24 protein-coding genes and 1 riboswitch are annotated in these 21,695 nt (G+C 39.6%); of the genes, 22 read left to right on the top strand and 2 right to left on the bottom strand.

The window, feature by feature from the left end:
* Window positions 1-40: 40 nt before the first annotated feature.
* The 3 genes from hisS to IAE53_RS03190 are packed head-to-tail and all read left to right on the top strand — an operon-like array spanning window position 41 to window position 3,984.
* A complete protein-coding gene (gene hisS / locus IAE53_RS03200) occupies window positions 41-1,342 on the top strand; it encodes a histidine--tRNA ligase (RefSeq protein ID WP_200135944.1) in 1,302 nt (433 codons plus the stop codon).
* The gene (gene aspS / locus IAE53_RS03195; RefSeq protein ID WP_148424269.1) at window positions 1,339-3,114 is read left to right on the top strand and encodes an aspartate--tRNA ligase; all 1,776 of its coding nucleotides are present in this window, start codon (window positions 1,339-1,341) and stop codon (window positions 3,112-3,114) included. The genes hisS and aspS overlap by 4 nt, the downstream gene beginning before the upstream one ends.
* Before the next feature lie 3 nt (window positions 3,115-3,117).
* Window positions 3,118-3,984, top strand: coding sequence for a YitT family protein (locus tag IAE53_RS03190; RefSeq protein WP_148424268.1), 867 nt, complete (start codon window positions 3,118-3,120; stop codon window positions 3,982-3,984).
* Between the two features lie 47 nt (window positions 3,985-4,031).
* Here IAE53_RS03190 and IAE53_RS03185 read toward each other — a convergent pair whose 3' ends face one another.
* Window positions 4,032-5,450: an amino acid permease gene (locus IAE53_RS03185; RefSeq protein WP_148424267.1), complete on the bottom strand. Its 1,419-nt coding sequence runs from the start codon at window positions 5,448-5,450 to the stop codon at window positions 4,032-4,034.
* A gap of 98 nt (window positions 5,451-5,548) precedes the next feature.
* The gene (locus IAE53_RS03180) at window positions 5,549-7,096 is read right to left on the bottom strand and encodes a PucR family transcriptional regulator (RefSeq protein WP_148424266.1); all 1,548 of its coding nucleotides are present in this window, start codon (window positions 7,094-7,096) and stop codon (window positions 5,549-5,551) included.
* Window positions 7,097-7,230: 134 nt separating this feature from the next.
* Between IAE53_RS03180 and IAE53_RS03175 the strand changes: the two genes are divergently transcribed.
* The 19 genes from IAE53_RS03175 (at window position 7,231) to IAE53_RS11600 (ending at window position 21,693) form a co-directional block, all read left to right on the top strand.
* Window positions 7,231-8,505: an MFS transporter gene (locus tag IAE53_RS03175; RefSeq protein ID WP_200135943.1), complete on the top strand. Its 1,275-nt coding sequence runs from the start codon at window positions 7,231-7,233 to the stop codon at window positions 8,503-8,505.
* Between the two features lie 43 nt (window positions 8,506-8,548).
* Window positions 8,549-10,051: a carboxypeptidase M32 gene (locus IAE53_RS03170; RefSeq protein ID WP_148424265.1), complete on the top strand. Its 1,503-nt coding sequence runs from the start codon at window positions 8,549-8,551 to the stop codon at window positions 10,049-10,051.
* A gap of 78 nt (window positions 10,052-10,129) precedes the next feature.
* Window positions 10,130-10,315, top strand: a complete 186-nt coding sequence (gene rpsU / locus IAE53_RS03165) for a 30S ribosomal protein S21 (RefSeq protein WP_004899901.1) — start codon at window positions 10,130-10,132, stop codon at window positions 10,313-10,315.
* A 105-nt stretch (window positions 10,316-10,420) separates the two neighbouring features.
* Window positions 10,421-10,870: a GatB/YqeY domain-containing protein gene (locus IAE53_RS03160; protein ID WP_148424264.1), complete on the top strand. Its 450-nt coding sequence runs from the start codon at window positions 10,421-10,423 to the stop codon at window positions 10,868-10,870.
* Between the two features lie 58 nt (window positions 10,871-10,928).
* Window positions 10,929-11,792, top strand: coding sequence for a S1 RNA-binding domain-containing protein (locus IAE53_RS03155; protein ID WP_004910057.1), 864 nt, complete (start codon window positions 10,929-10,931; stop codon window positions 11,790-11,792).
* Window positions 11,789-12,685 (top strand): site-specific tyrosine recombinase XerD, encoded by an 897-nt coding sequence (gene xerD / locus IAE53_RS03150; protein ID WP_139968407.1) that lies wholly within the window; start codon window positions 11,789-11,791, stop codon window positions 12,683-12,685. Before IAE53_RS03155 ends, xerD begins: the two co-directional genes overlap by 4 nt.
* A 3-nt stretch (window positions 12,686-12,688) precedes the next feature.
* Complete coding sequence (locus IAE53_RS03145; protein ID WP_148424262.1) at window positions 12,689-13,063, top strand: riboflavin biosynthesis protein RibT; 375 nt, start codon at window positions 12,689-12,691, stop codon at window positions 13,061-13,063.
* Window positions 13,030-13,797, top strand: coding sequence for a ScpA family protein (locus IAE53_RS03140; protein ID WP_148424261.1), 768 nt, complete (start codon window positions 13,030-13,032; stop codon window positions 13,795-13,797). The genes IAE53_RS03145 and IAE53_RS03140 overlap by 34 nt, the downstream gene beginning before the upstream one ends.
* Before the next feature lie 2 nt (window positions 13,798-13,799).
* Window positions 13,800-14,384, top strand: a complete 585-nt coding sequence (gene scpB / locus IAE53_RS03135) for an SMC-Scp complex subunit ScpB (protein WP_148424260.1) — start codon at window positions 13,800-13,802, stop codon at window positions 14,382-14,384.
* 8 nt (window positions 14,385-14,392) lie between these two features.
* Window positions 14,393-15,142 carry a pseudouridine synthase gene (locus IAE53_RS03130; protein WP_148424259.1) on the top strand — a complete coding sequence of 250 codons (750 nt, stop codon included), beginning with the start codon at window positions 14,393-14,395 and terminating at the stop codon, window positions 15,140-15,142.
* A gap of 28 nt (window positions 15,143-15,170) precedes the next feature.
* Window positions 15,171-15,311: riboswitch (FMN riboswitch) on the top strand.
* 92 nt (window positions 15,312-15,403) lie between these two features.
* Window positions 15,404-15,991, top strand: coding sequence for an ECF transporter S component (locus tag IAE53_RS03125; RefSeq protein WP_148424258.1), 588 nt, complete (start codon window positions 15,404-15,406; stop codon window positions 15,989-15,991).
* 75 nt (window positions 15,992-16,066) lie between these two features.
* Complete coding sequence (locus tag IAE53_RS03120; protein WP_148424257.1) at window positions 16,067-16,612, top strand: peptidoglycan-binding protein LysM; 546 nt, start codon at window positions 16,067-16,069, stop codon at window positions 16,610-16,612.
* Between the two features lie 12 nt (window positions 16,613-16,624).
* Window positions 16,625-17,302, top strand: coding sequence for a (d)CMP kinase (gene cmk / locus IAE53_RS03115; protein WP_148424256.1), 678 nt, complete (start codon window positions 16,625-16,627; stop codon window positions 17,300-17,302).
* Window positions 17,303-17,397: 95 nt separating this feature from the next.
* Window positions 17,398-18,591, top strand: coding sequence for a 30S ribosomal protein S1 (gene rpsA / locus IAE53_RS03110; protein WP_148424255.1), 1,194 nt, complete (start codon window positions 17,398-17,400; stop codon window positions 18,589-18,591).
* A gap of 73 nt (window positions 18,592-18,664) precedes the next feature.
* On the top strand, window positions 18,665-19,975 hold the full coding sequence (gene der, locus IAE53_RS03105) for a ribosome biogenesis GTPase Der (protein WP_148424254.1): 1,311 nt from the start codon (window positions 18,665-18,667) through the stop codon (window positions 19,973-19,975).
* A 176-nt stretch (window positions 19,976-20,151) separates the two neighbouring features.
* Window positions 20,152-20,427 carry an HU family DNA-binding protein gene (locus IAE53_RS03100; RefSeq protein WP_004910092.1) on the top strand — a complete coding sequence of 92 codons (276 nt, stop codon included), beginning with the start codon at window positions 20,152-20,154 and terminating at the stop codon, window positions 20,425-20,427.
* Between the two features lie 177 nt (window positions 20,428-20,604).
* On the top strand, window positions 20,605-21,048 hold the full coding sequence (locus IAE53_RS03095; protein ID WP_188350499.1) for a MarR family winged helix-turn-helix transcriptional regulator: 444 nt from the start codon (window positions 20,605-20,607) through the stop codon (window positions 21,046-21,048).
* Between the two features lie 20 nt (window positions 21,049-21,068).
* Window positions 21,069-21,476, top strand: coding sequence for an iron-sulfur cluster biosynthesis family protein (locus IAE53_RS03090; RefSeq protein ID WP_148424251.1), 408 nt, complete (start codon window positions 21,069-21,071; stop codon window positions 21,474-21,476).
* Window positions 21,418-21,693, top strand: coding sequence for a glutaredoxin domain-containing protein (locus IAE53_RS11600; protein ID WP_368668222.1), 276 nt, complete (start codon window positions 21,418-21,420; stop codon window positions 21,691-21,693). The genes IAE53_RS03090 and IAE53_RS11600 overlap by 59 nt, the downstream gene beginning before the upstream one ends.
* The last annotated feature ends 2 nt before the right edge of the window (window positions 21,694-21,695 follow it).

Below are 21,695 nucleotides of genomic sequence, written 5' to 3'. Positions count from 1 at the left end.
CTGACGCGTTTCAAGATGACGTGCCAGCAATTAAAATACCATGGCAAAACCACTTTTCCAGCGCCCTAAGGGCACTGCAGATTTATTACCAGATCAAACAAGCCAATGGCAACACGTTGAAAATGTTGCGCGTTTATTATTTGGTGACTATAATTTTAAAGAAGTTCGAACACCAATATTCGAAAATTTTGAAGTTTTTTCTCGTTCAGCAGGTGACACATCAGATGTCGTCACTAAGGAAATGTATGATTTTCATGATAAAGGTGATCGTCACATTGCCCTACGACCAGAGGGAACAGCCGGAATTGTCCGCGCGTATGTCGAGAATAAACTATATGGTCCGGAATTTGACAAGCCTTATAAATCATTTTACATTGGACCAATGTTCCGTTATGAACGTCCGCAAGCAGGGCGTATGCGTCAATTCCATCAAATTGGTGTGGAAGCTTTCGGCTCCTCATCACCAGCACTTGACGTCGAAGTTATTGCTATGGCGATTGATTTGTTCCAAACGCTTGGTTTAAAGAATTTACGTGTTGCAATTAACTCTTTAGGTGATAAGCAGTCACGAGATGATTACCGCCAAGCATTGATTGACTATCTTACGCCACATCGTGCCGAATTATCTGCTGATTCTCAGGCGCGTTTAGAAAAAAATCCACTACGTGTTTTAGATTCAAAAGATCCACGTGATCAAGTTTTTGTGGCTGATGCACCTTCAATTTTGGATTATTTGTCTGAAGCCTCACAACAACACTTCCAAAAAGTTCAAGCATTGTTGACGGCTTTGAATCTTGACTTTGAAATTGATCCAACAATGGTGCGTGGTTTGGATTATTATAACGATACAATATTTGAAGTAATGACAGTTGATGAACAGTTAAAAGGGGCTGCAACAATCGCCGGCGGTGGACGTTATTCAGGATTGGTGTCTGTTTTTGGTGGTCCTGAAACAGCAGGCGTTGGTTTTGGAATTGGTATGGAGCGTTTGGTGAGTTTGTTAAACGCTCAGGGTGTCGCACCGGAAGTCGATAATGACCTTGATTTTTATGTTGTCAACATCGGTGATGAAACAGATGTTGCAGCAATGCAAATCGTGCAAGCCATTCGGTCATTTGGTTTTGTTGCTGAACGTGATTATCTTGATCGCTCAGCCAAAGCACAATTTAAAACAGCTGACCGTCACAATGCTAAGTATGTCGTGACTGTTGGTGAAAAAGAGTTAGCGGCACACGCTGCCAATATTAAAAACATGGCAACTGGTGAACAACAACTTGTTAAATTGGCTGATCTTTATACAGATTTGCCAACAATTATTGATGCGCAAGGAGACGAACAATGAAACGAACAACATATGCAGGTTTAATTGATGAAAGTTACCTTGAACAAACGGTGACTTTGAGCGGTTGGGTGCAAAAGCGTCGTGATTTTGGTGACTTAATATTTGTTGACTTACGTGATCGTGAAGGCATTGTGCAATTAACTTTCAATGCTACCAACCAATCAGCTTTGACCGTCGCCGAAGATATGCGAAGTGAGTATGTTGTGGCTGTGACTGGTAAAGTCATCAAACGTGATGCTAGCCAAATTAACGATAAAATTAAGTCCGGAGCCGTTGAAGTTGATGTGACATCAGCTAAAATTTTGGCAACGTCAAAAACACCACCGTTTTATATTGAGGATAACGTTAATGCTAATGAGGAACTCAAGTTGCAGTATCGTTATTTAGACTTGCGTCGACCAGAAATGCAAAAGAACCTACGCGTTCGGTCTAAAATCATGTCCAGTGCCATGCATTTCATGGATACACATGATTTTATTAACATTGAAACACCAATTTTGGCTAAGTCAACGCCTGAAGGTGCTCGTGATTACTTGGTGCCATCTCGTGTTTTCCCCGGATCTTTTTATGCGTTGCCACAATCACCTCAACTATTCAAGCAACTATTGATGGGCGCTGGATTTGATCGTTATTTCCAGATTGCACGTGCGTTCCGTGATGAGGATTTGCGTGGTGATCGACAACCTGAATTTACGCAAATGGATGTGGAAACATCATTCATGACTGCTGACGAAATTCGAGCGCTGGTCAATGAATGGGTCAAAGCGATGATGCATGATGTTGTGAATTTTGATCTTGATACGACGACCATTCCGACTCTAACATGGCAAGAATCAATGGATCGTTTTGGTACAGACAAACCTGATTTGCGGATTGCTTATGAAATTCATGATCTTTCTGATATCGTTTCAAATAGTGAATTTGGTGTGTTTGCTAACGCTGTTAAAGCTGGTGGTGTTGTGAAAGCAATCGCTGTACCGGGCGGCGCAGATCACTATTCTCGTAAAGACATTGACAAATTGGCACAATATATTGAACGATTTGGTGCTAAAGGTTTGGCATGGTTAAAGGTAACTGATGACGGACTAACTGGTCCAATTGCCAAGTTCTTTAAACCAGAAGATAGCCAAGCCTTGATAGCTGGCGTTGGTGGTCAAACTGGCGACTTGTTGTTATTTGGCGCTGGTCGTAATGATGTTGTGTCAGCTACTTTGGATTATCTCCGTCGTCAAACGGCTGCGGATCTTGATTTGGTGGACAAAACAAATCCTTGGGCATTTGCATGGATTGTTGATTGGCCATTATTTGAGTATTCAGAAGATTTCGATCGTTGGATCGCTGCCCACCATCCGTTTACAATGCCAAACGAAGAAGATTTGCACTATCTTGATGATGGTGAAGATCCACATAAAGCGCATGCGCAAAGTTATGATTTGGTTTTGAATGGTTATGAGTTGGGCTCAGGCTCAATCCGTATTCATCGCATGGATATTCAGGAAAAAATGCTTAAAGCGCTTGGCTTTACACCCGAAAAAGCGCATGAGGCATTTGGTTTCTTGCTTGAAGGCATGGAATATGGTTTCCCACCAATGGGTGGGATTGCGCTCGGGCTAGACCGTTTAGCAATGTTATTGGCGGGACAAGAAAATATTCGTGAAGTCATTGCTTTCCCTAAAAATTCACGCGCTACTGAACCGATGACTGAAGCACCAACGCGTGTTGAAACAAAACAGTTGAATGAATTAGGTTTGTTTGTACCAGAAGCCGAGTGATTGATGCAAAAAATATTTCATAATTTCATGAAAAACCAATATGCAAGTCGTGTTGGTGGCGCTGTATTTTACGGTGTGATTGTTGCTTTTGCAATGAATTACTTCTGGCATCCTGGTCATATTTATTCATCAGGGTTTACTGGATTTGCTCAGTTAGTTTCAACTTTAAGTGGTGAAAAAATTCCGGTTGCGCTGGCATTGGCGTTGGTTAATTTACCAATGTTGGTAATTGCATGGTGGCAATTGTCTTGGCGTTTTGCTACTTTCACCACATTGGCTGTACTTCTCAGTTCAGCTTTGATGCCACTTTTTGATACAACTCGCGTGTTAACGCCAGACCCTTTAATTAATGCCATGTTTGGTGGTGCTTTAAATGGTATGGCTGTTGGAACAGCACTGCGATATGGCGTAGGAACCGGTGGATTAGATGTCATTGGATTGTTAGTTAAGAAGCATTTTGGCTTCAAAATGGGACCAATCAATTTAGCATTCAATGCTCTCATTATGATTGGTGCTGGGTTAACTTATGGTTGGAAGTATGCATTGTATTCTATTGTCGGTGTGATTATTAGTTCACGCATGATTGACGCTTTTTATACTCGCCAACAGCAAATGCAGGTCATGATTATCACGACTAAACCTGATGAAATGGTTGATGGCATTCAGCGCAAAATGCGTCGTGGGGTTACCATCATTAACGATGCTCGTGGCGGCTACACTGGTCAAGAGCGTTCTGTATTACTGACAGTGATTACACAGCAAGAACGCTTTGAATTGCGTGAAGCAATGAAAGAAGTTGATGAACATGCGTTTTCATCAACATGGAAAATTGAACATACTGTCGGTCGTTTCTACGAGCCAGAGCTGTAAACATGTTAAAAGGGATCCAATATTATATTGGATCCCTTTTAACATGTTTATGAGGCTGTTGACGTTGAAGTCGAAACCTTTGATGAAAACTTACGATGTGATAGATAACCAAAAATGATAGTAAAGACAATGGCACCAATAGCTGACATTCGTGAATCAGATTGGAAGAACAAACTAACATAAATTGCAGCAAAGAATAGTAATGTTAGAGGGCTGGTCCATTTGTAACCAGGCATGACGAATCCGTTTGGCATAAAGTCAGATGATTCGCGGAACTTACGATGAGCGTACATTGTCATCGCATAGACAATAATATACATGTTTGACGAAATTGATGTGATAAATCCAAATGCACTAGTAATTTGTGGAATTGAGTTAATAACAGGTGACAACAGTACTAACACAGCAGTCAGAATAATGGCTTTAGCAGGCACTCCGTTTGACGAGATTTCTCGGAAATTGCCCATAAACTTGGAATCAGACTCTTCTGCCAGTTGATAAAAGTGTCGACCTGCTGAATAAATAGCAGAATTTAGTGCGGAAGCAGCTGATGTTAGAACAACAAAATTGATAACTAACGCAGCGGCTTTGAAACCAGCTAATTGAAAGACCATAACGAATGGGCTTTCATCAGGTGTTTTAGCAATCACATGCCAATTGATAATTGACATGATAATAATCATAGCACCAAGATAGAAAATCAAGATACGGAAAATAATTGTGTTAATCGCTTTTGGCAAAACTTCACGTGGGTTTTGTGTTTCAGCTGTTGTGATACCAACGAATTCCATACCTTGAAAGGCGAAAAATACCATTGGAAATGCAGCGAAGAACATACTTGCACCATTTGGAAATAGTGTGAAGTTAGAAAATACATTACTAAATGAGGCAACGGTGTGGCCACCACTAGCCGGTGCCTTGAAGCCTGTTGCAATCAAGAATAATCCTGTTACAATCATGGCAACAATGGCAATGATTTTTATCATGGCAAACCAGTATTCGGTTTCTCCAAACAGTTTAACGGCGATGAGGTTAATCATTGTCAAAATGAAGAGAAAAGCAATTTGAATGATCCATGTTTGCCAGTTGGGAAACCAAAATTTAACATAAGTAGAAACCGCTGTTAATTCAGCCATTGCAACGAAAACAAGACCAATCCAATAAGACCAACCGGCAAAATAGCCTGCACCTGCGCCCACATACTTACTGATAAAGGAGACAAACGTATGTTGCGACGGGTCAGCATATAACATTTCGCCAATGCCTCGCATCATCATGAAGAAGAAAGCGCCCAATACTGCATAAACAATCAGAATGGATGGACCTGTCTTCGCAATTGAATTACCTGCTCCTAAAAATAATCCGGTACCAATTGTGCCGCCAATGGCGATCATTTGAACATGTTTCTTTTTGAGACCACGAATGGTACCGTCGTGGTTCACCGCTAGATTTGTGTATTCGATCATAAGTAATGCCTCCTTGATTGGAAACAATTTTATCATGTTTATCATCAAATACTAATTTTTCTTTGCACAAACTTATTTTTGTGATTTATGCAAAGTGACTAATTAATTAACAATAGTGACAGCTGAATATCCACTAACACATCCGGCATTTCTAAATTAACATCTAACAGCTCCGCAATACGTTTCAAGCGATAGTTAATCGTATTGCGGTGTACAAACATTGCGCTGGCTACGGCTGTGACGTTTTGATGTAAAAAAATGTATGTTTCTAGTGTCTTGAGAAGTTCAGGATTGTCTAGGATAGGTCCGAGTGTTTTTTCAACAAAGGCATGGCTTTCTTGTGGGGGTAGTAGATGAAGCAGTTCATGCGCACTTTTTGGTCTAAAGCGCATAATGGGGTGAGTTTTAGTTGTCAATTTCAAAGCGTTATTTGCTTGCTCATAAAGCTCTGCTAATTGCTTCATTTCGCCAGTAACACGTGAAAAGCCAATGGTAAAATCATATTCTAGTTTATCTTGCTCAGTTAAAAAGTCATATAATTCTTGCAAAAAAGAACGCGTGTCAATGGTCATGTTAATCAGTAAAACAAGCTGTTGTTTGTGAGAAAAGATCAATACGGACCAATTTGATTCCCGAATGAACCACCGAGTGAGTGCTTGAAGAATTTCGAATTGGCGTGTTTCAATGACTGTTTTCTTTGTCGTAAAATCTAATACTGCAACACGATAGCGCGCCGTAACGTCAATATTGGCGTCGTTCAAGTAGTGATTGATTGCTTCCTGGTTTAACCCTGATTCCATAACATTCAAAAAAAAGCCGGAGCGATTACGAAATTCTGTTTCGTTAATGAGATCTGTGCGAGAATTTGCAAAACCTAAAGCATTAATTACTTGTTCACGTTTCAATAATTGAAAGTCCGATAGCTGTTCTTCTGAGGTGGCAATTGCCACGAAAGCTTTATTCTCTTTTAAAGCAGAAAAAATCGGCAAAATGTCAAAATTTTGACCTTTAAAAGTGACACGAACTTTTTCTTGTAGATTGAGATAGGCAATACCAGAAGATTCACGTAAAAATTGAGTGAAAAAATCACGTTCCTTGAGTAATGCTGTGCTGGCATAAATTGCTGTAAAGTGAGAATCTAACAATAAGAGTGGGGCTTCTAAAATTTGGGCACTTAAATCCAGCAAGTGTTGATAAGTGTTATTATGATTGATTGCCGATAATTCTTGATTGATTTTAACAATTTCGTGCAATTCGCCCGTGTGTTTACTTAAAATGACATCACTTAAATTGCGAATTGTAATAGAAATCACTTCATCAGCTGGTGTCCATATAATAGGAATCCGATGTTTATTGGCTAAAACAATCACATCACGTGGTAATTCCGTGAAGTACCGATTGTATTTAATGCCTAGACCAGCCGCGTTGTGCTTATCCAGTTCAATAATTAAACTACGCAATAAGGGTAAATTATCATGGAAGAGGTATCCAGTCGTTAAAATTAGCTGCCCTGGTAATAAATATTTTTCAAAATCTGGCGCATCAACAACACCAACTTGACTAACTTCTCGGGCTAAGCCTTCTTCGCCAGCCGCGACAGTATATTGATCCATCAGTGGTTCATTTAACAATGATTTAAATTTCATGGTTTGCCTCCGGAAAATTACCATTATTATGGCACAACTTAACATATTGTACAAACAAAACGATTTTGTTTGTGCAAACCGACGGTGAATAGTCATTCGGATTTCGTTACAGTAGGGAAAAAGGGGTGAATCGTATGCAAGTACAACGTTCAGAACGAGAGATTATTAGTAACATTTTGAAGGGATCGCTTGGTAATTTGATAGAGTGGTTTGATTGGTATGTTTATGCCTCATTCGCTGTTTATTTTGCGCCATCATTTTTCCCGAGCCATGATAAAACGGCTGAATTACTAAGCACTGCTGGCGTTTTTGCGATTGGTTTTTTGATGCGCCCATTAGGCAGCCTTGTTTTGGGAAAATATGCTGATCAGCACGGTCGTCGGGCGGCTTTGACATTGTCTGTTCTCATTATGGCGAGCGGTTCACTGGTGATTGCTATCACACCGAGTTATGCGCATATTGGTATTATTGCACCCATTATTTTAGTACTGGCACGTTTGTTTCAAGGATTATCATTAGGTGGTGAGTACGGAACATCTGCGACGTACTTGTCAGAAATGGCTAGTCGAAATCACCGTGGTTTTTACGCTTCATTCCAATATGTTACATTAATTAGTGGCCAGTTAATTGCATTAGGTGTCCAAATTATCCTGCAAATGACGTTGACTAATGAACAGCTGACTGAGTGGGGGTGGCGAATCCCATTTATTATCGGTGCCCTTGGGGCAATAATTGTGTTGTTCTTGCGCTTGAGCATGGCAGAATCTGACCAATTTGCTTCACAAAAAGCGAAGTCAAAAGGGAGTCTGAAAGAATTAATGCGGTATCCAAAGGCTGTCCTGACAGTGGTAGGCTTGACTTTAGGCGGTACAATTGCATTTTATACGTATACAACATACTTGCAAAAATTTATGATCAATTCTGTGGGATTGCCAACACAGTCAGTCACTCGCATCAATTTTCTAGCGTTACTTATTTTTATGATTTTACAACCAATTGCGGGTGCAATTTCTGATAAAATTGGACGACGGCCATTACTGTTTTGGTTTGGTGGACTGGGAACTATTTTTACCATACCAATTTTCGTAGCCTTGCAACATGCTACAACGAGTTGGGAGGCGTTTTGGCTCATGTTAGCAGGCTTGGTGATTGTGACAGGCTATACATCAATTAACGCCATCGTCAAAGCAGAAATGTTTCCAACAGAAATACGCGCTTTAGGTGTGGGTTTACCTTACGGACTGACGGTCGCTATTTTTGGTGGTACAGTTGAATATTTGGCGCTATATTTAAGAAAAATTAATCACGAAAATCTATTTTTTGTTTATGTTACAGTAGTTATTTTTATTAGTTTATTAGTTTATTGGCGTATGACGGATACAAAAGCAACTTCTAAATTAGACAAATAAGTGATAAAATTAAATAATATTTAATTTAAGAATGAGGTAAATCATGACAACGCAACAAGACCTATTTGATTCCGTCAAAGAACAGACTTTACTGTCTGAAATTGCAGCGCTTTCTGGCTGGGATGCTTTGACTGGTATGCCCAAAGATGCTGGCCATTTTCGCGCTGATGTTGATGCTTACTTAGCGCAGAAGATATTTACAGTCAGTACAGGAGAACACCGACAAAACATACTAAAAGCGCTCTCATCGGACACAAATCAGTTAGACGAACTTGGCCGATTAGTACTTGAAAAAGCGCAAAAAGACTATGATATGACGGGCAAAATCCCAGAAGCAGATTTTATAGCTTTTGAAAAAACGTTATCGCAGGCGCAAGATTATTGGGCGCAAGCTCGTGAAGCTAATGACTACAAGATTTTTCAACCTTATTTAGAAAAAATTATTGGCTACTTAAAGCAATTTATCCCGCTATGGCAAACAAATGAGGCAACACCTTATGATGTATTGCTCAATCAATACGAACCGGGATTGACAGTGGCTAAATTAGACGCAGTTTTTGCCCAAGTCAAAACAGGCGTGAGTGACCTACGTCAACGTTTGGCAAAGGAAGGAACGACACCAGAAGATTCATTTTTGAAGAGACGCGTAACGAAAGAACAGCAACGACAGTACGCGATGGCGGCAGCACAGCGGCTAGGTTATAACCTGAATAAAGGTCGACTTGATGATACAATTCATCCTTTCATGGAAGCTTTGAATCGTGATGATGCTCGCATTACGACACGTTGGGATGATTATAATTTTCAAATGGCTGTTTTAGGTATTTTCCACGAAGCTGGTCATGGACTTTTTGAGCAAAATGTTGATCCCAAATATGATGATTTTCGTTCTGTTTTGCCAATTAGCATGAGTATTCATGAGTCCCAATCTTTGTTTAATGAGGTCATGATTGGACGTTCAAAGGCCTTCTGGGAAACAGAATATCCTCAAATGCAACAAGCTTTTGAGGGCGTTCTTGATGACGTTGATTTTGAAACTTTTTATGCAGGTTGGCTTAAAACGCAGGCTTCATTCACACGGACAGAAGCCGATCCTCTTACGTATCCATTACACATTATTATTCGTTATGAAATTGAAAAGGCAATTTTTAATGACAATATTGATGTAGCCGATCTGCCGGTCCTTTGGAATGCGAAATATAAAGAATACTTGGATTTAGATACACCTGATGATTTAACAGGTATTTTGCAAGATATTCACTGGGCAGGTGGCTCCTTTGGCTACTTCCCAAGCTATGCATTAGGTCATTTGTATGCTGCACAGTTCCAAGCAACTATGGCAAAATCATTGGACTTTGAAGCAATTTTTGCCTCTGGTGATTATTCACCAATTTTTGAATGGCGAAAAGAACATATTTGGCAATATGGTGGTGCAGTTGACCCACAAGTGATTTTAAAAGAAGCCACTGGTGAGTCACTTAATCCACAATATTGGCTTGATTTGCAAACAAAGCAGTATTTAGCGGCTTACGGTATTGACGATTAGTTAAAAGTCTGTCATAATAAATAAGTATTTAGTGCATGTCGTTTAACGAAATAAAATGCGAGAAAGGAGGGTTATCAAATGGCAAAGGTCATCGTACGTAAGAACGAATCTTTGGATGATGCATTGCGTCGCTTCAAGCGCGGTGTTTCAAAAGACGGTACTCTCCAAGAATACCGTAAGCGCGAATTCTACGTTAAGCCTTCAGTTGCACGTAAATTGAAGTCTGAAGCGGCACAAAAGCGTAACAAAAAGAAGGGTCGTTAATTCGATTCTAAACGTCACATCAGTGGCGTTTTTTTTATGGTAGAATGATAACAAGAAGGTCGGTCAGGTACCGACATTAATTTTAATTACGAAAGAAGAAAAATAATGTCATTGTTAGAAACTTTGAATGCTGATATGAAACAGGCAATGAAAGACAAAAACAAAGAAGCTTTGTCTGTTATTCGCATGGTGAAATCAACCGTCATGAATGAACAAATCAATTTAGGACATGATTTGACTGAAGAAGAAGAATTAACTGTGCTGTCACGTGAAGTCAAGCAACGCCATGAATCACTTTCAGAATTTGAAAAGGGTGGACGCGACGATTTGGCATCAGGTATCAAATCCGAACTAGCCATTCTAGCGAAGTATTTGCCAGCACAATTGAGTGAAGATGAAGTGATTGCTATTATTAAGGCTGCAATCTCAAAAACCGGTGCGACAACGCCAAAGGATATGGGTAAAGTTATGGGTGTTGTGACACCACAAGTCAAAGGTAAGGCTGATGGGAAGTTTGTTGCTAATCAAGTAAAATCTTTACTAGCAGGCCAGTAATTTATCCGCTAAAGCCCAGTATTAGTGCGTGAAGTAGCGCGCATCAAAGGAAAATGATATGAATCCAACAGTTGGTACCACAATTAAAGCACAAGTCACTGATGAAAACAGTCAGTTCTTTTTTGCGCAAGTCGATGGTTTTACTTATGAAATTGATAAGTCAGAACTTCAAAAGCCTCTCAAATTAGGTGGCTTTGTCACTGGCTTTGCCTATGAAAATGAAGATCATAAGTTACAAATTACCAAAAATGTGCCCACAGCACAAAAAGATGTGTACGGTTGGGGGACTGTTGTAGCTAACCGTCATGATTTGGGTGTCTTTGTCGCAATTGGCTTACCAAATAAAGACATTGTTGTTTCGTTAGATGATTTGCCCACTATCACATCACTTTGGCCACAAAAGGGCGATCGGCTCATGATTGCAATCAAAGAAGACAGCAAGGGGCGTTTGTGGGGTGAAATTGCACAGCAAAATATCATTAACGCTGTTTCGCGTCGTGCACCTCAAGAAATGAAATCTAAACAGATTAAGGCAACCGTATACCGAAATAAAATGGCTGGCACGCTTGTTTTAACTGAGGATTACTATTTGGGATTCATTCATCCTTCCCAACGTGACGATGAACCACGTTTAGGAGAAGTAGTTAATGCTCGCGTAATTGGTGTACGTGATGACGGCACACTTAACTTGTCGCTGAAGCCCTTAGCTTATAAAACCATGAATGAAGATGCCACTTTCTTGTTGTTACAATTGCAGAGGCGTTCCGATCACTTCCTGCCATTTAACGATAAAAGCAATCCTGAAGCAATCAAGCGACAATTTGGTTTTAGTAAAAGTCAATTTAAACGCGCGCTGGGTCACTTATATAAAGAACGTCTGATAGAGCAGGTCGATGGCGGCATCAAATTAGTTGAACAATGACACAAGAAGTTGACAATGCAATTGTAGATTATTTGCATTATATTCGTATTGAACGTGGTTTATCCGACAATACCATCAAAAGCTACCATCAAGATTTAGTTCGTTTTGGTAAGTATCTTACTGTTGAAAAATTAACATTACGCCAAGTCGATCATATTGTGATTTTAGCGTGGTTAAATCAGCTACGTCAAGAAGGAAAATCTAATAGTTCTGTGATTCATATGGTGACATCGCTACGTAAATTCTTTGGCTATTTGACCCAAGAAAAAATAGTGGCTCATAACCCGATGAGTGACGTACGCCCACCAAAAAAAGCAGAACATTTGCCAGCTGTGTTAACGGTTGAGGAAATCGATCAGTTGCTTCAAGTAGCAGTTGAAGATACAACTCTTGGCATCAGAAATCGCACATTATTAGAAGTCATGTATGCCACTGGCCTTCGTGTCAGTGAACTGGTCAACCTTAAAATGAGTGATTTACATTTGGAGTTGGGTTTAATTCAAACAATTGGAAAGGGTGACAAAGAGCGTATTATTCCGATTGGTGAAGTTGCTATTGATTGGCTACAACGTTATTTTAAGACAAGTCGAATTGCCTTATTAAAAGAGCGTGAGTCACCTTATGTCTTCCTAAACGATCGTGGTCATCAAATCACTAGGCAAGGTATTTGGAAGATAATCAAAAAATTGGTCTTGAACGCCGGTATCACGAAAGATGTTTCACCGCATACATTGCGTCATTCCTTTGCGACTCACATTTTAGAAAATGGTGCAGACCTTAGAATTGTCCAAGAATTATTGGGTCATGCTGATATTTCTACAACGCAAATTTATACCCATATTTCTAAAAAGAGATTAAGTGAAGTCTATGATGAGTATCACCCGAGGGCCTGAACGATGATTATATTAGCCAGACAACAAAATGAAAAAACAGTCATGGGCATTTTATCCCTATTACCCGGATTGCGTGAAATTCCGCATTTAAAGGCTGAAATAGCATGGTATCACAATAGTGATACGCGAGAACTTTATATTTGGCAAGCAGAATCACAAGGTCAAGTTCAAGGGGTTCTAGGTGTTGAAATTTATGATGATGAGATTACCATTATTCGACATGTTGCTTTATCGCCTGAATCACGCAGTGTTAAGAATTATTTTGCAATGCTTTCAGACTATCAGTCCCAACATCCTGACGTTTTTTTGATGGGAACTTTAGATAACCAAAAATTGATTAATAAATGGAGAAAGTCGGTATCGAAAACAACGGCTTAACAATTAAATTAACTGATTTTGAAGGCCCAATTGATTTATTACTTCATCTCATCAAAAAGTCAGAAATGGATATTTTCGACTTGCCAATTGCCGAAATCACAACACAATATTTAGATTTCATACATACACAGCAAGCGATGCAGCTAGATGTTGCCAGTGAATATCTGGTTATGGCAGCCACTTTACTGCAAATCAAGTCCTATGATTTACTACCAAATGATATCGTAGAGACTGATTTTGAAGATGATGAGTATACTGATCCACGTGAAGAATTGATGTTGCAGTTGTTAACCTATAAACAATTTCAAGTGGTGAGTGAGACGCTTCGAGAACGTGAACAATCAGATCAACAATCTTTTCCACGACTGCCAATGATGGCACCAGAAGATGTTGACCAAGAAATTGGTTTGGCACCGGGATTAGGACTAGTGGACTTGCAAATGGCATTTACGCATCTGCTAGCAAAAAAGCGGCAACAACAGCCAATCAGTCGACGCGTGGTCACAGAAAAGTATACAATTACTGATGCCGTTTCAAATATTCATCGTCATCTATTGGGTCAAAAGGTTGGTGATATGGTTGCCTTTACAACATTCTTTGATGATGTTTATGAACGTGAACCGTTAGTCATGACATTTTTAGCTTTGTTAGAAATGGCAAAAGCAGAGAAAATATCGTTGCATCAGATGGATTATGAACACGAATTTTTTGTAGAAATTGAGGATTTGGATTAAAAATGAATAATTTAAGTCAAATCGAAGCATTACTCTTTGTGGCTGGAGACGAAGGTATTTCTTTGCCGGATCTGATTACAATGACCGGATTTGAGCAGACTGCTGTGATGGGGATTATTGATGACTTGGCAACAAAGTATGACAATGACTTAAGCTGTGCACTAGAAATTCGAGAAACCGATGGGAATTATCGTTTAGTGACTAAGCCGATGTTAGGTACTGTTGTTAAACAGTATTTTGAATCACCAATTAATGCCACTCTGTCACATGCACAGTTAGAAACACTTGTTATTGTAGCCTACCGGCAGCCGATTACGAGAATTGAAATTGACCAAATCCGTGGTGTGCAGTCATCAGGCACATTACAAAAATTAGCAATGCGACATTTAATTACCGAAGTTGGACGAAAAGATGAACCGGGTCGACCGATTCTATATGGCACAACGGTCGACTTTTTAGACTATTTTGGTTTAAAAACAATTCAAGATCTGCCACCACTACCGGATTTGGAATCTTTGGACATTAATGATGATGCTGAGGGAGAATTATTTGCTAACCCATTTGCGGTCGAACCAGAAAGAAAGTGAATTTTGATATGCCTGAAGAACCACAACGATTACAAAAAGTGATTGCCCAAGCTGGCTTAGCGTCGCGGCGCGGTGCTGAAGAAATGATTAGTCAGGGGCGGGTGCAAGTTAACGGTCAAACCGTCAACACGTTAGGTGTTAAGGTCACACATGGTGATCATATTCAAGTTGATGGTGCGCCTATCGAAGGTAGAGAGAAGCTCGTGTATTACTTGCTCAATAAACCCCGAGGTGTCGTGACAACAAATGATGATGAAAAAGGTCGCAAAACAGTGCTTGATATTTTGGCAGATGTTGATCAACGCGTATATCCAGTTGGGCGTTTGGATTATGACACGACAGGGGCCTTGCTATTGACTAACGATGGTCAAGTTGCCAATCAATTGATGCACCCAAAGTCTCAAGTTAATAAAACTTACATGGCCAAAGTTAAAGGTATTGCCACGGAAGCACAACTTGCCCCATTGAAAAAAGGTGTTGTGATCAAGGGACGTAAAACAGCACCAGCTCGCGTTGCGATCACACGCGTTGATCATGACAAAAAGACGAGCATGGTAAGGTTGACAATTCATGAAGGTCGCAACCATCAAGTTAAAAATATGTTAGCAAAAGTTGGCTTGCCAGTTGAAAAATTGAAACGAGAGCAATATGCTTTCTTTGATTTAATCGGATTACAGCCTGGTGAATATCGTAAATTGACAAACGCTGAAGTGAAACAACTGCAAGCACAAGATTATCGGATGTTGCGACGCAAGTAATTTCGTGTTATCATTTATTCAAATTGAATATAAACTTCAGGGTCAGGTGTAAATCCTAACCGGCGGTGAGACATAGTATGTTAAAAATGGTAAGCCCGCGACCTGCGCAAGCAGTTGATTTGGTCAAAATCCAAAGCCGACCGTACAGTCGGGTATAAAGAAGTCTAAAAAAGAAAGTGAAAACTGCCTTTTTGTTGTACCCTGACAAATTGCGCAGTTTTTTTGATTTGGTCAATATGTGCCAAGTTAAGAGGAAAAAATATGTTACTAACAACGACACCGGTACAACGTGTTCAGCGTTTAACTTTGATTGCAATTTTAAGTGCTATTTCTTTTGGGTTAATGCTTTTTCCACAATTGCCATTAATACCTGGTGCTGATTTTTTGAAACTGGACTTTTCAATCGTTCCAATTATGATCGCCCTAAGTTGGTTAGGTATGACGGCCGCAGTTTGGGTTGTGTTTTTAAGAACAATCTTAAAACTCATTTTAGCAAATGAGGGAATCAATACTTATCTGGGTTTGCCTGTTAATGTGGCTGTCGTGTTAACTTTTATTCTGGTCTTAGGGTTAATGATGTCACAAAAAATGCAATGGCATCAAAAATTAATTGCTATGGTAATCAGCGTGATTGCAATTACTGTTGTAGCTATGATCATTAATTGGTTGGTTGCAATACCGTTGTATGCGACTTTTGCGAATTTTGACATTAATCGTCTGATCGGTATCAAAACTTATCTGTTTGGCATGGTATTGCCATTTAACTTGATTCAAGGGATTATTTGGTTCGTGACAGGTGAAATTGTAAAAGCTAGTTTGACGCCGTTATGGCAAAAAATTGTTTCTTAATAAAACGTTATCAAAAAACAATGTGGGGATGTGGTAAAATTTTATTTGAATGAATAAATATGGAGGTCGTTTAATATGAACGATTATGACCCAAATAATATGAGCCGATCTAATCGGTCCAAAAATAAAAAGATTGAACCTAAGTTTGCAAGAACATCTGATTCAAAGTCTGAAAATAAAGGGCTGCGAGTTGCCTTAATTGTATTGGGTTTGGTCATTTTATCAGCCTTCCCAGTTTATGGCTTTTTCAGTAACCATAAAGGTTCTACGCCGCAAACAGTTTCGTCATCGAGTCAACACAAATCCTCAACCAAAAAATCATCTAGCAGCACCTCCACTTCTTCTGAGACGACGTCTTCTGAAAGTAGTGTGTCCAGCTCTTCTCAATCAGAAGTAAGCAGTAGTTCTGAAAGTATAACTGATGATGAAACTGCTGCCTCATCATCAAGTGCAACGTCATCAAGTGTTGCTACTACAACAGCTGTTTTGGGTACCAGCCAAACATTGTATAATTTTGCTGTTACACATGGTTTGACAACAGAGCAAGTAATCGCTTTGAACCCTGGTTTGACGGTTGATAATTACACGCAATATGCTGGCACTGCGTTGAACATTCAATAAGCAAGGATAATAATGATGACAAATATTCAAATTGCAATTGACGGACCAGCATCGGCGGGAAAGTCCACAATTGCTAAAATATTAGCGGGCAACTTAAAGTATGTCTATGTTGATACCGGTGCCATGTATCGTACTATTACATTGGCAGCCAAGCAATCCGGCATTCCTTATGAAGATGAACAAGATATCACTAAACTACTTGATAAAACTGATATTCATTTTGAACCAGGAACACCTGTGCAACACGTTTTTCTGAATGGTCAAGAAGTCACATCACTGATTCGGTCAACTGAAGTAACGAACAATGTGTCACTCGTTTCCTCATACGCTGCTGTCAGAAAAAGTTTAGTTGAGCGTCAGCGAGCCATTGCCAACCACGATAACGTCATTATGGACGGGCGTGACATTGGCACTACTGTACTGCCAAATGCGCAAGTTAAAATATTTTTGGTGGCTAGTGTCGAAGAACGTGCCCAAAGACGTTATCGAGAAAATGTATCCAAGGGGATTGCGACTGATTTGGATACACTAAGAAAAGAAATAGAAACACGCGATTATAAAGATTCTCACCGCCAAATTAGTCCTTTGGTGCAGGCAAAAGATGCAATACTTGTCGACACAACTGGACAAACAATTGATCAAGTGGTTGATGAAATTACAAAAATTATCAAAAATTCATTGAACTTCTAATTTACACGGTTTAAACCGTGTTTTTTACTATACAAGAGTTGAAATATTTGGTACACTATATTCATAGTGTAAATTGTAGGAGGACGTTTGACGTCATGAGTGAAACAAACAACGAGCTTTTAGCAGCTCTTGAAAGTGCAGATCAAATTAAGGTAGGAGATGTCGTTACCGGTGAGGTATTAGCCATTGATAACGATAACCAAGCAGTTATTGGTTTGCATACCGGTGAAGAAGGAGTTGTGCCAGCACGTGAGTACTCAGACGATCGTAACATCAACCTGGCAGACGAATTAAAAGTTGGTGACAGCGTTGAAGCTGTTGTCATCTCTAATGTTACAAGCGACAAAGAAGGTGTTGCATACTTGCTATCAAAGAAGCGTTTGGAAGCACGTAAGGCATGGGAAAACTTGTCATTTGCTGAAGGGGACACTGTTGATGCAAAAGTTATCAATGCGGTCCGTGGTGGCTTAATTGTTGATGTCAATGGTGTTCGTGGCTTTGTCCCAGCATCAATGGTTGCTGATCGTTTCGTTTCAGATTTGAATCAATTCAAGAATAAAGATATTAAAGCGCAAGTTATTGAAATTGATGCTTCAAAAGCACGCTTGATTTTGTCACGTAAGGCTGTTGCTGCGCAAGAACGTGCTGCACAATTAGCAGAAGCATTTGCTAAGTTAACAGTTGGAGAAGTTGTTGAAGGTAAAGTTGCTCGCTTAACTGACTTTGGTGCTTTCGTTGACTTGGGCGGCGTTGATGGCTTGGTGCACGTATCAGAAATTTCACATGATCGTGTTAAGAACCCAGCGGATGTTTTGACAAAGGGTGAAGTTGTTAATGTTAAAATTTTGGCATTGGATTCTGAAAAGGGTCGCATTTCATTGTCAATTAAAGCAACACAACCTGGTCCATGGGACAAGGTTGCTGAAGAAGCACCAGCTGGTACTGTACTTGAAGGTACAGTAAAGCGTGTTAAAGATTTTGGTGCCTTTGTTGAAATTTTCCCTGGCATTGAAGGTCTTGTCCATGTGTCACAAATTTCGCACAAGCGCATTGAAAACCCATCAGACGTTTTGAAGTCAGGTGATAAGGTTAAAGTTCAAGTGCTTGATGTTAAGCCTGCAGAAGAACGCATTTCTTTGTCAATGAAGGCTTTGGAAGAAAAGCCAGAACGCGAAGATCGCGGTAATGCAAACGATAGTTCAGCTTCACGTGCCGATATTGCTGCTTACAAGCAACAAGAGGACGATTCAGCTGCAACTTTGGGCGACATTTTTGATGGTAAGTTCTAAGAATTCTTATTGAGAAGAACTGGTTCGCCAGTTCTTTTTTTATGATAACGCAATATAAAAAGGAGGTGCTGATATGGCTGCACCAATAGTAGCAATTGTTGGTCGTCCAAATGTTGGGAAATCAACTATTTTTAATCGAATGGCTGGGGAACGTATCGCTATCGTAGAAGATATGCCTGGCGTCACTCGTGATCGACTTTATGCATCAGCTGAGTGGTTGAATTACGACTTCCGAATGATTGATACCGGTGGTATTGAAATTGGCGATGCGCCATTTCTAGCTGAAATCAGAGGACAAGTCGAATTGGCCTTGGATGAAGCAGACGTTATTGTCATGGTTGTTTCAGGTAGAGAAGGTTTGACCGAAGCTGATGAAGTCGTCGCTAAAATGCTGTATAAAACCGACAAACCTGTTGTATTAGCAGTTAACAAGGTTGATAATCCAGAAATGCGTAATGATATTTATGATTTTTACGCGCTCGGTTTAGGTGATCCATTCCCTGTATCTGGTTCTCATGGTATTGGCCTAGGGGATTTATTAGATGAAGTGGTTAAACATTTCCCTGATGAAGCTGCTGAACAAGAAGACGAAGCCATACGATTTAGTATTATTGGACGCCCAAACGTTGGAAAGTCTTCAATTGTAAATGCGATGTTAGGTGAAAAAAGAGTCATTGTCTCTGATATTGAAGGTACGACACGTGACGCTATCGATACGCGGTTTGTTACGCCTGATGGTGACGAGTTTGTGATGGTAGATACCGCTGGTATGAGAAAACGCGGTAAAATCTATGAAAATACTGAAAAGTATTCCGTGATGCGCGCTATGAAGGCCATTGATGATAGCAATGTTATCTTAATGGTTCTCGATGCAGAAGCAGGTATTAGAGAACAAGATAAGCATGTGGCTGGCTTTGCGCATGATGCTGGCCGTGCGATGATTATTGTTGTAAACAAATGGGATGCAATTGAAAAGGATGATCACACGATGTCTGATTTTGAAAATTTGATTCGGGATGAATTCAAATTTTTGGACTATGCACCGATTGTTTTTGTGTCAGCCAAAACGGGACAACGTTTAGACAGATTGCCTCAGTTGGTGAAAGACGTTGATGATAACCACCGAAAGCGAATTGGATCGTCAACCTTGAATGATGTCATTATGGACGCTATTGCGGTTAATCCGACACCTTCAGATAATGGTAGGCGCTTGCGTGTCTACTATGCGACACAAGTAGCAGTTCAGCCGCCAACATTTGTTATATTTGTTAACGACGTTGAGCTAATGCACTTTTCTTATGAACGCTTCCTTGAAAATAAAATCCGAGAAGCCTTTGACTTTACAGGGACGCCGATTAAGCTAATTGTTCGTGCAAGAAAGTAACTTAATTTCAAAAATATTGTAATTATGTAACGTAATTATTACGAAATGCCGAAAACCCTTGATAACACTACACATAAGCGCTTTCTTGTGTTATTCTAAGTACATGAAATAATGTTTCGACAAATTTCACACGGCGCTTTGCGCCAATCATAAAATAACTCTCAGGAGAAAAGAACATGGCAAATAAGCAAGAATTAGTAGATTCAGTTGCAAAAGCAACTGGTTTGACAAAGAAAGATGCTGTCGCATCAGTTGATGCTGTCTTTGCATCAATTGAAGCAGCTTTGAAAAAGGGCGAAAAGGTTCAATTGATTGGCTTCGGTAACTTTGAAGTTCGTGATCGTGCAGCTCGTAAGGGCCGTAACCCACAAACTGGTGAAGAAATCGAAATCGCTGCTTCAAAGGTTCCTGCATTCAAGCCTGGTAAAGCCTTGAAGGATGCCGTTAAGTAATATATATCGCAATTAAAAAGAGTAAGCCTTTGGTAGGCTTGCCTTTTTTTGTATACAAAATGTAATACACAACGCTAAATATCGTTTTTTATCCTTCTTTTGGGAATTTCGCTAATTTATACATTGTGCACGATTTAATGGTGTATAATGTAGTTGTTAAGAAAGAAGGCGACGAACTTGGAAATTCCAGTTAATAATGACAATATTAAGTTAGACAACCACTTGTGTTTTTATATCTATGTGACCTCTCGTGCGATTCAGCGAATGTATATGCCACGACTAAAACAATTGGGATTAACATATCCGCAATATCTTGTGCTGGTTGCTCTCTACGATAAGCAGAAACTAACGGTTAATGAGTTGGGAAGGCTGTTGGACTTAGAGTATGGTACATTATCACCCATGCTTAAAAGAATGACCGATAGGGGATTAATTTCAAAAGTACGTTCAACTGAAGATGAGCGAATTGTTGAGTTGACGTTGTTATCTGAGGGAAAGTTGAAACGACAGCAAGCATTGCAGCTTCCACAAATGTTAGCTAGTAATAGCGGATTAACTGATGAAGAATGGCAGCAGATGGTTAATCTAACAGAAAAAATGTTTAAAAATATTTCAGAATAATTTTTTTGGGGGAATAATTTATGTTAACAGTTTCAGAAAATCTAACGAAAAAAATAAGCAAAGTAATTCATCCGGAAACAGTGCTGATTTTAGATTTTGATGATGGTGTCGGTCCGTTTTCTAACGCGGCAACTTGCACGTTGGATGTTGCTTTCAATTTGATATTAGCAACACGAAGTCAAATCACAAACGATTTTGACACCACGATTGAATCTAATTTAGGCAAAATTTACATTAAAAAGTATGCTCTACCACAACTTGGACATGGTGCCTTGAAGTTAGAACAAAATAAATATTTAGCGAATGTTTTGTCCAGTGACGCTGGTGTCGTTGACTCAAATTGTGGTATTTATGATGTACAAGGTGTGAATGAGAATGATGCAAAAGTTGGCAATTATTTATCATGTGACGGGGTGTCTCAAATGTAGGATTACTGCAAGAATCCGGATGAATTGTGGTGTTCAAGTGGAAACAGTAAACATTGAAAATCATCCGGAAACTTTGCAGCAATTAAAACAAATGGGGTATCATAGTTTTCCGGTTATCAAAATGAATGATGGTACAATTTGGCACGGCTTAAGCTTAAAACACTTATTAACATTTCTTACCGATCGATATCAAACTAATAAAAGCAAGGAGAAGTGATT

This window comes from Leuconostoc sp. S50, assembly GCF_016624925.1.
GTDB lineage: Bacteria > Bacillota > Bacilli > Lactobacillales > Lactobacillaceae > Leuconostoc > Leuconostoc pseudomesenteroides.
Note: the sequence above shows the minus strand (reverse complement) of the source record. Positions and strands in the feature narration are given on the sequence as shown.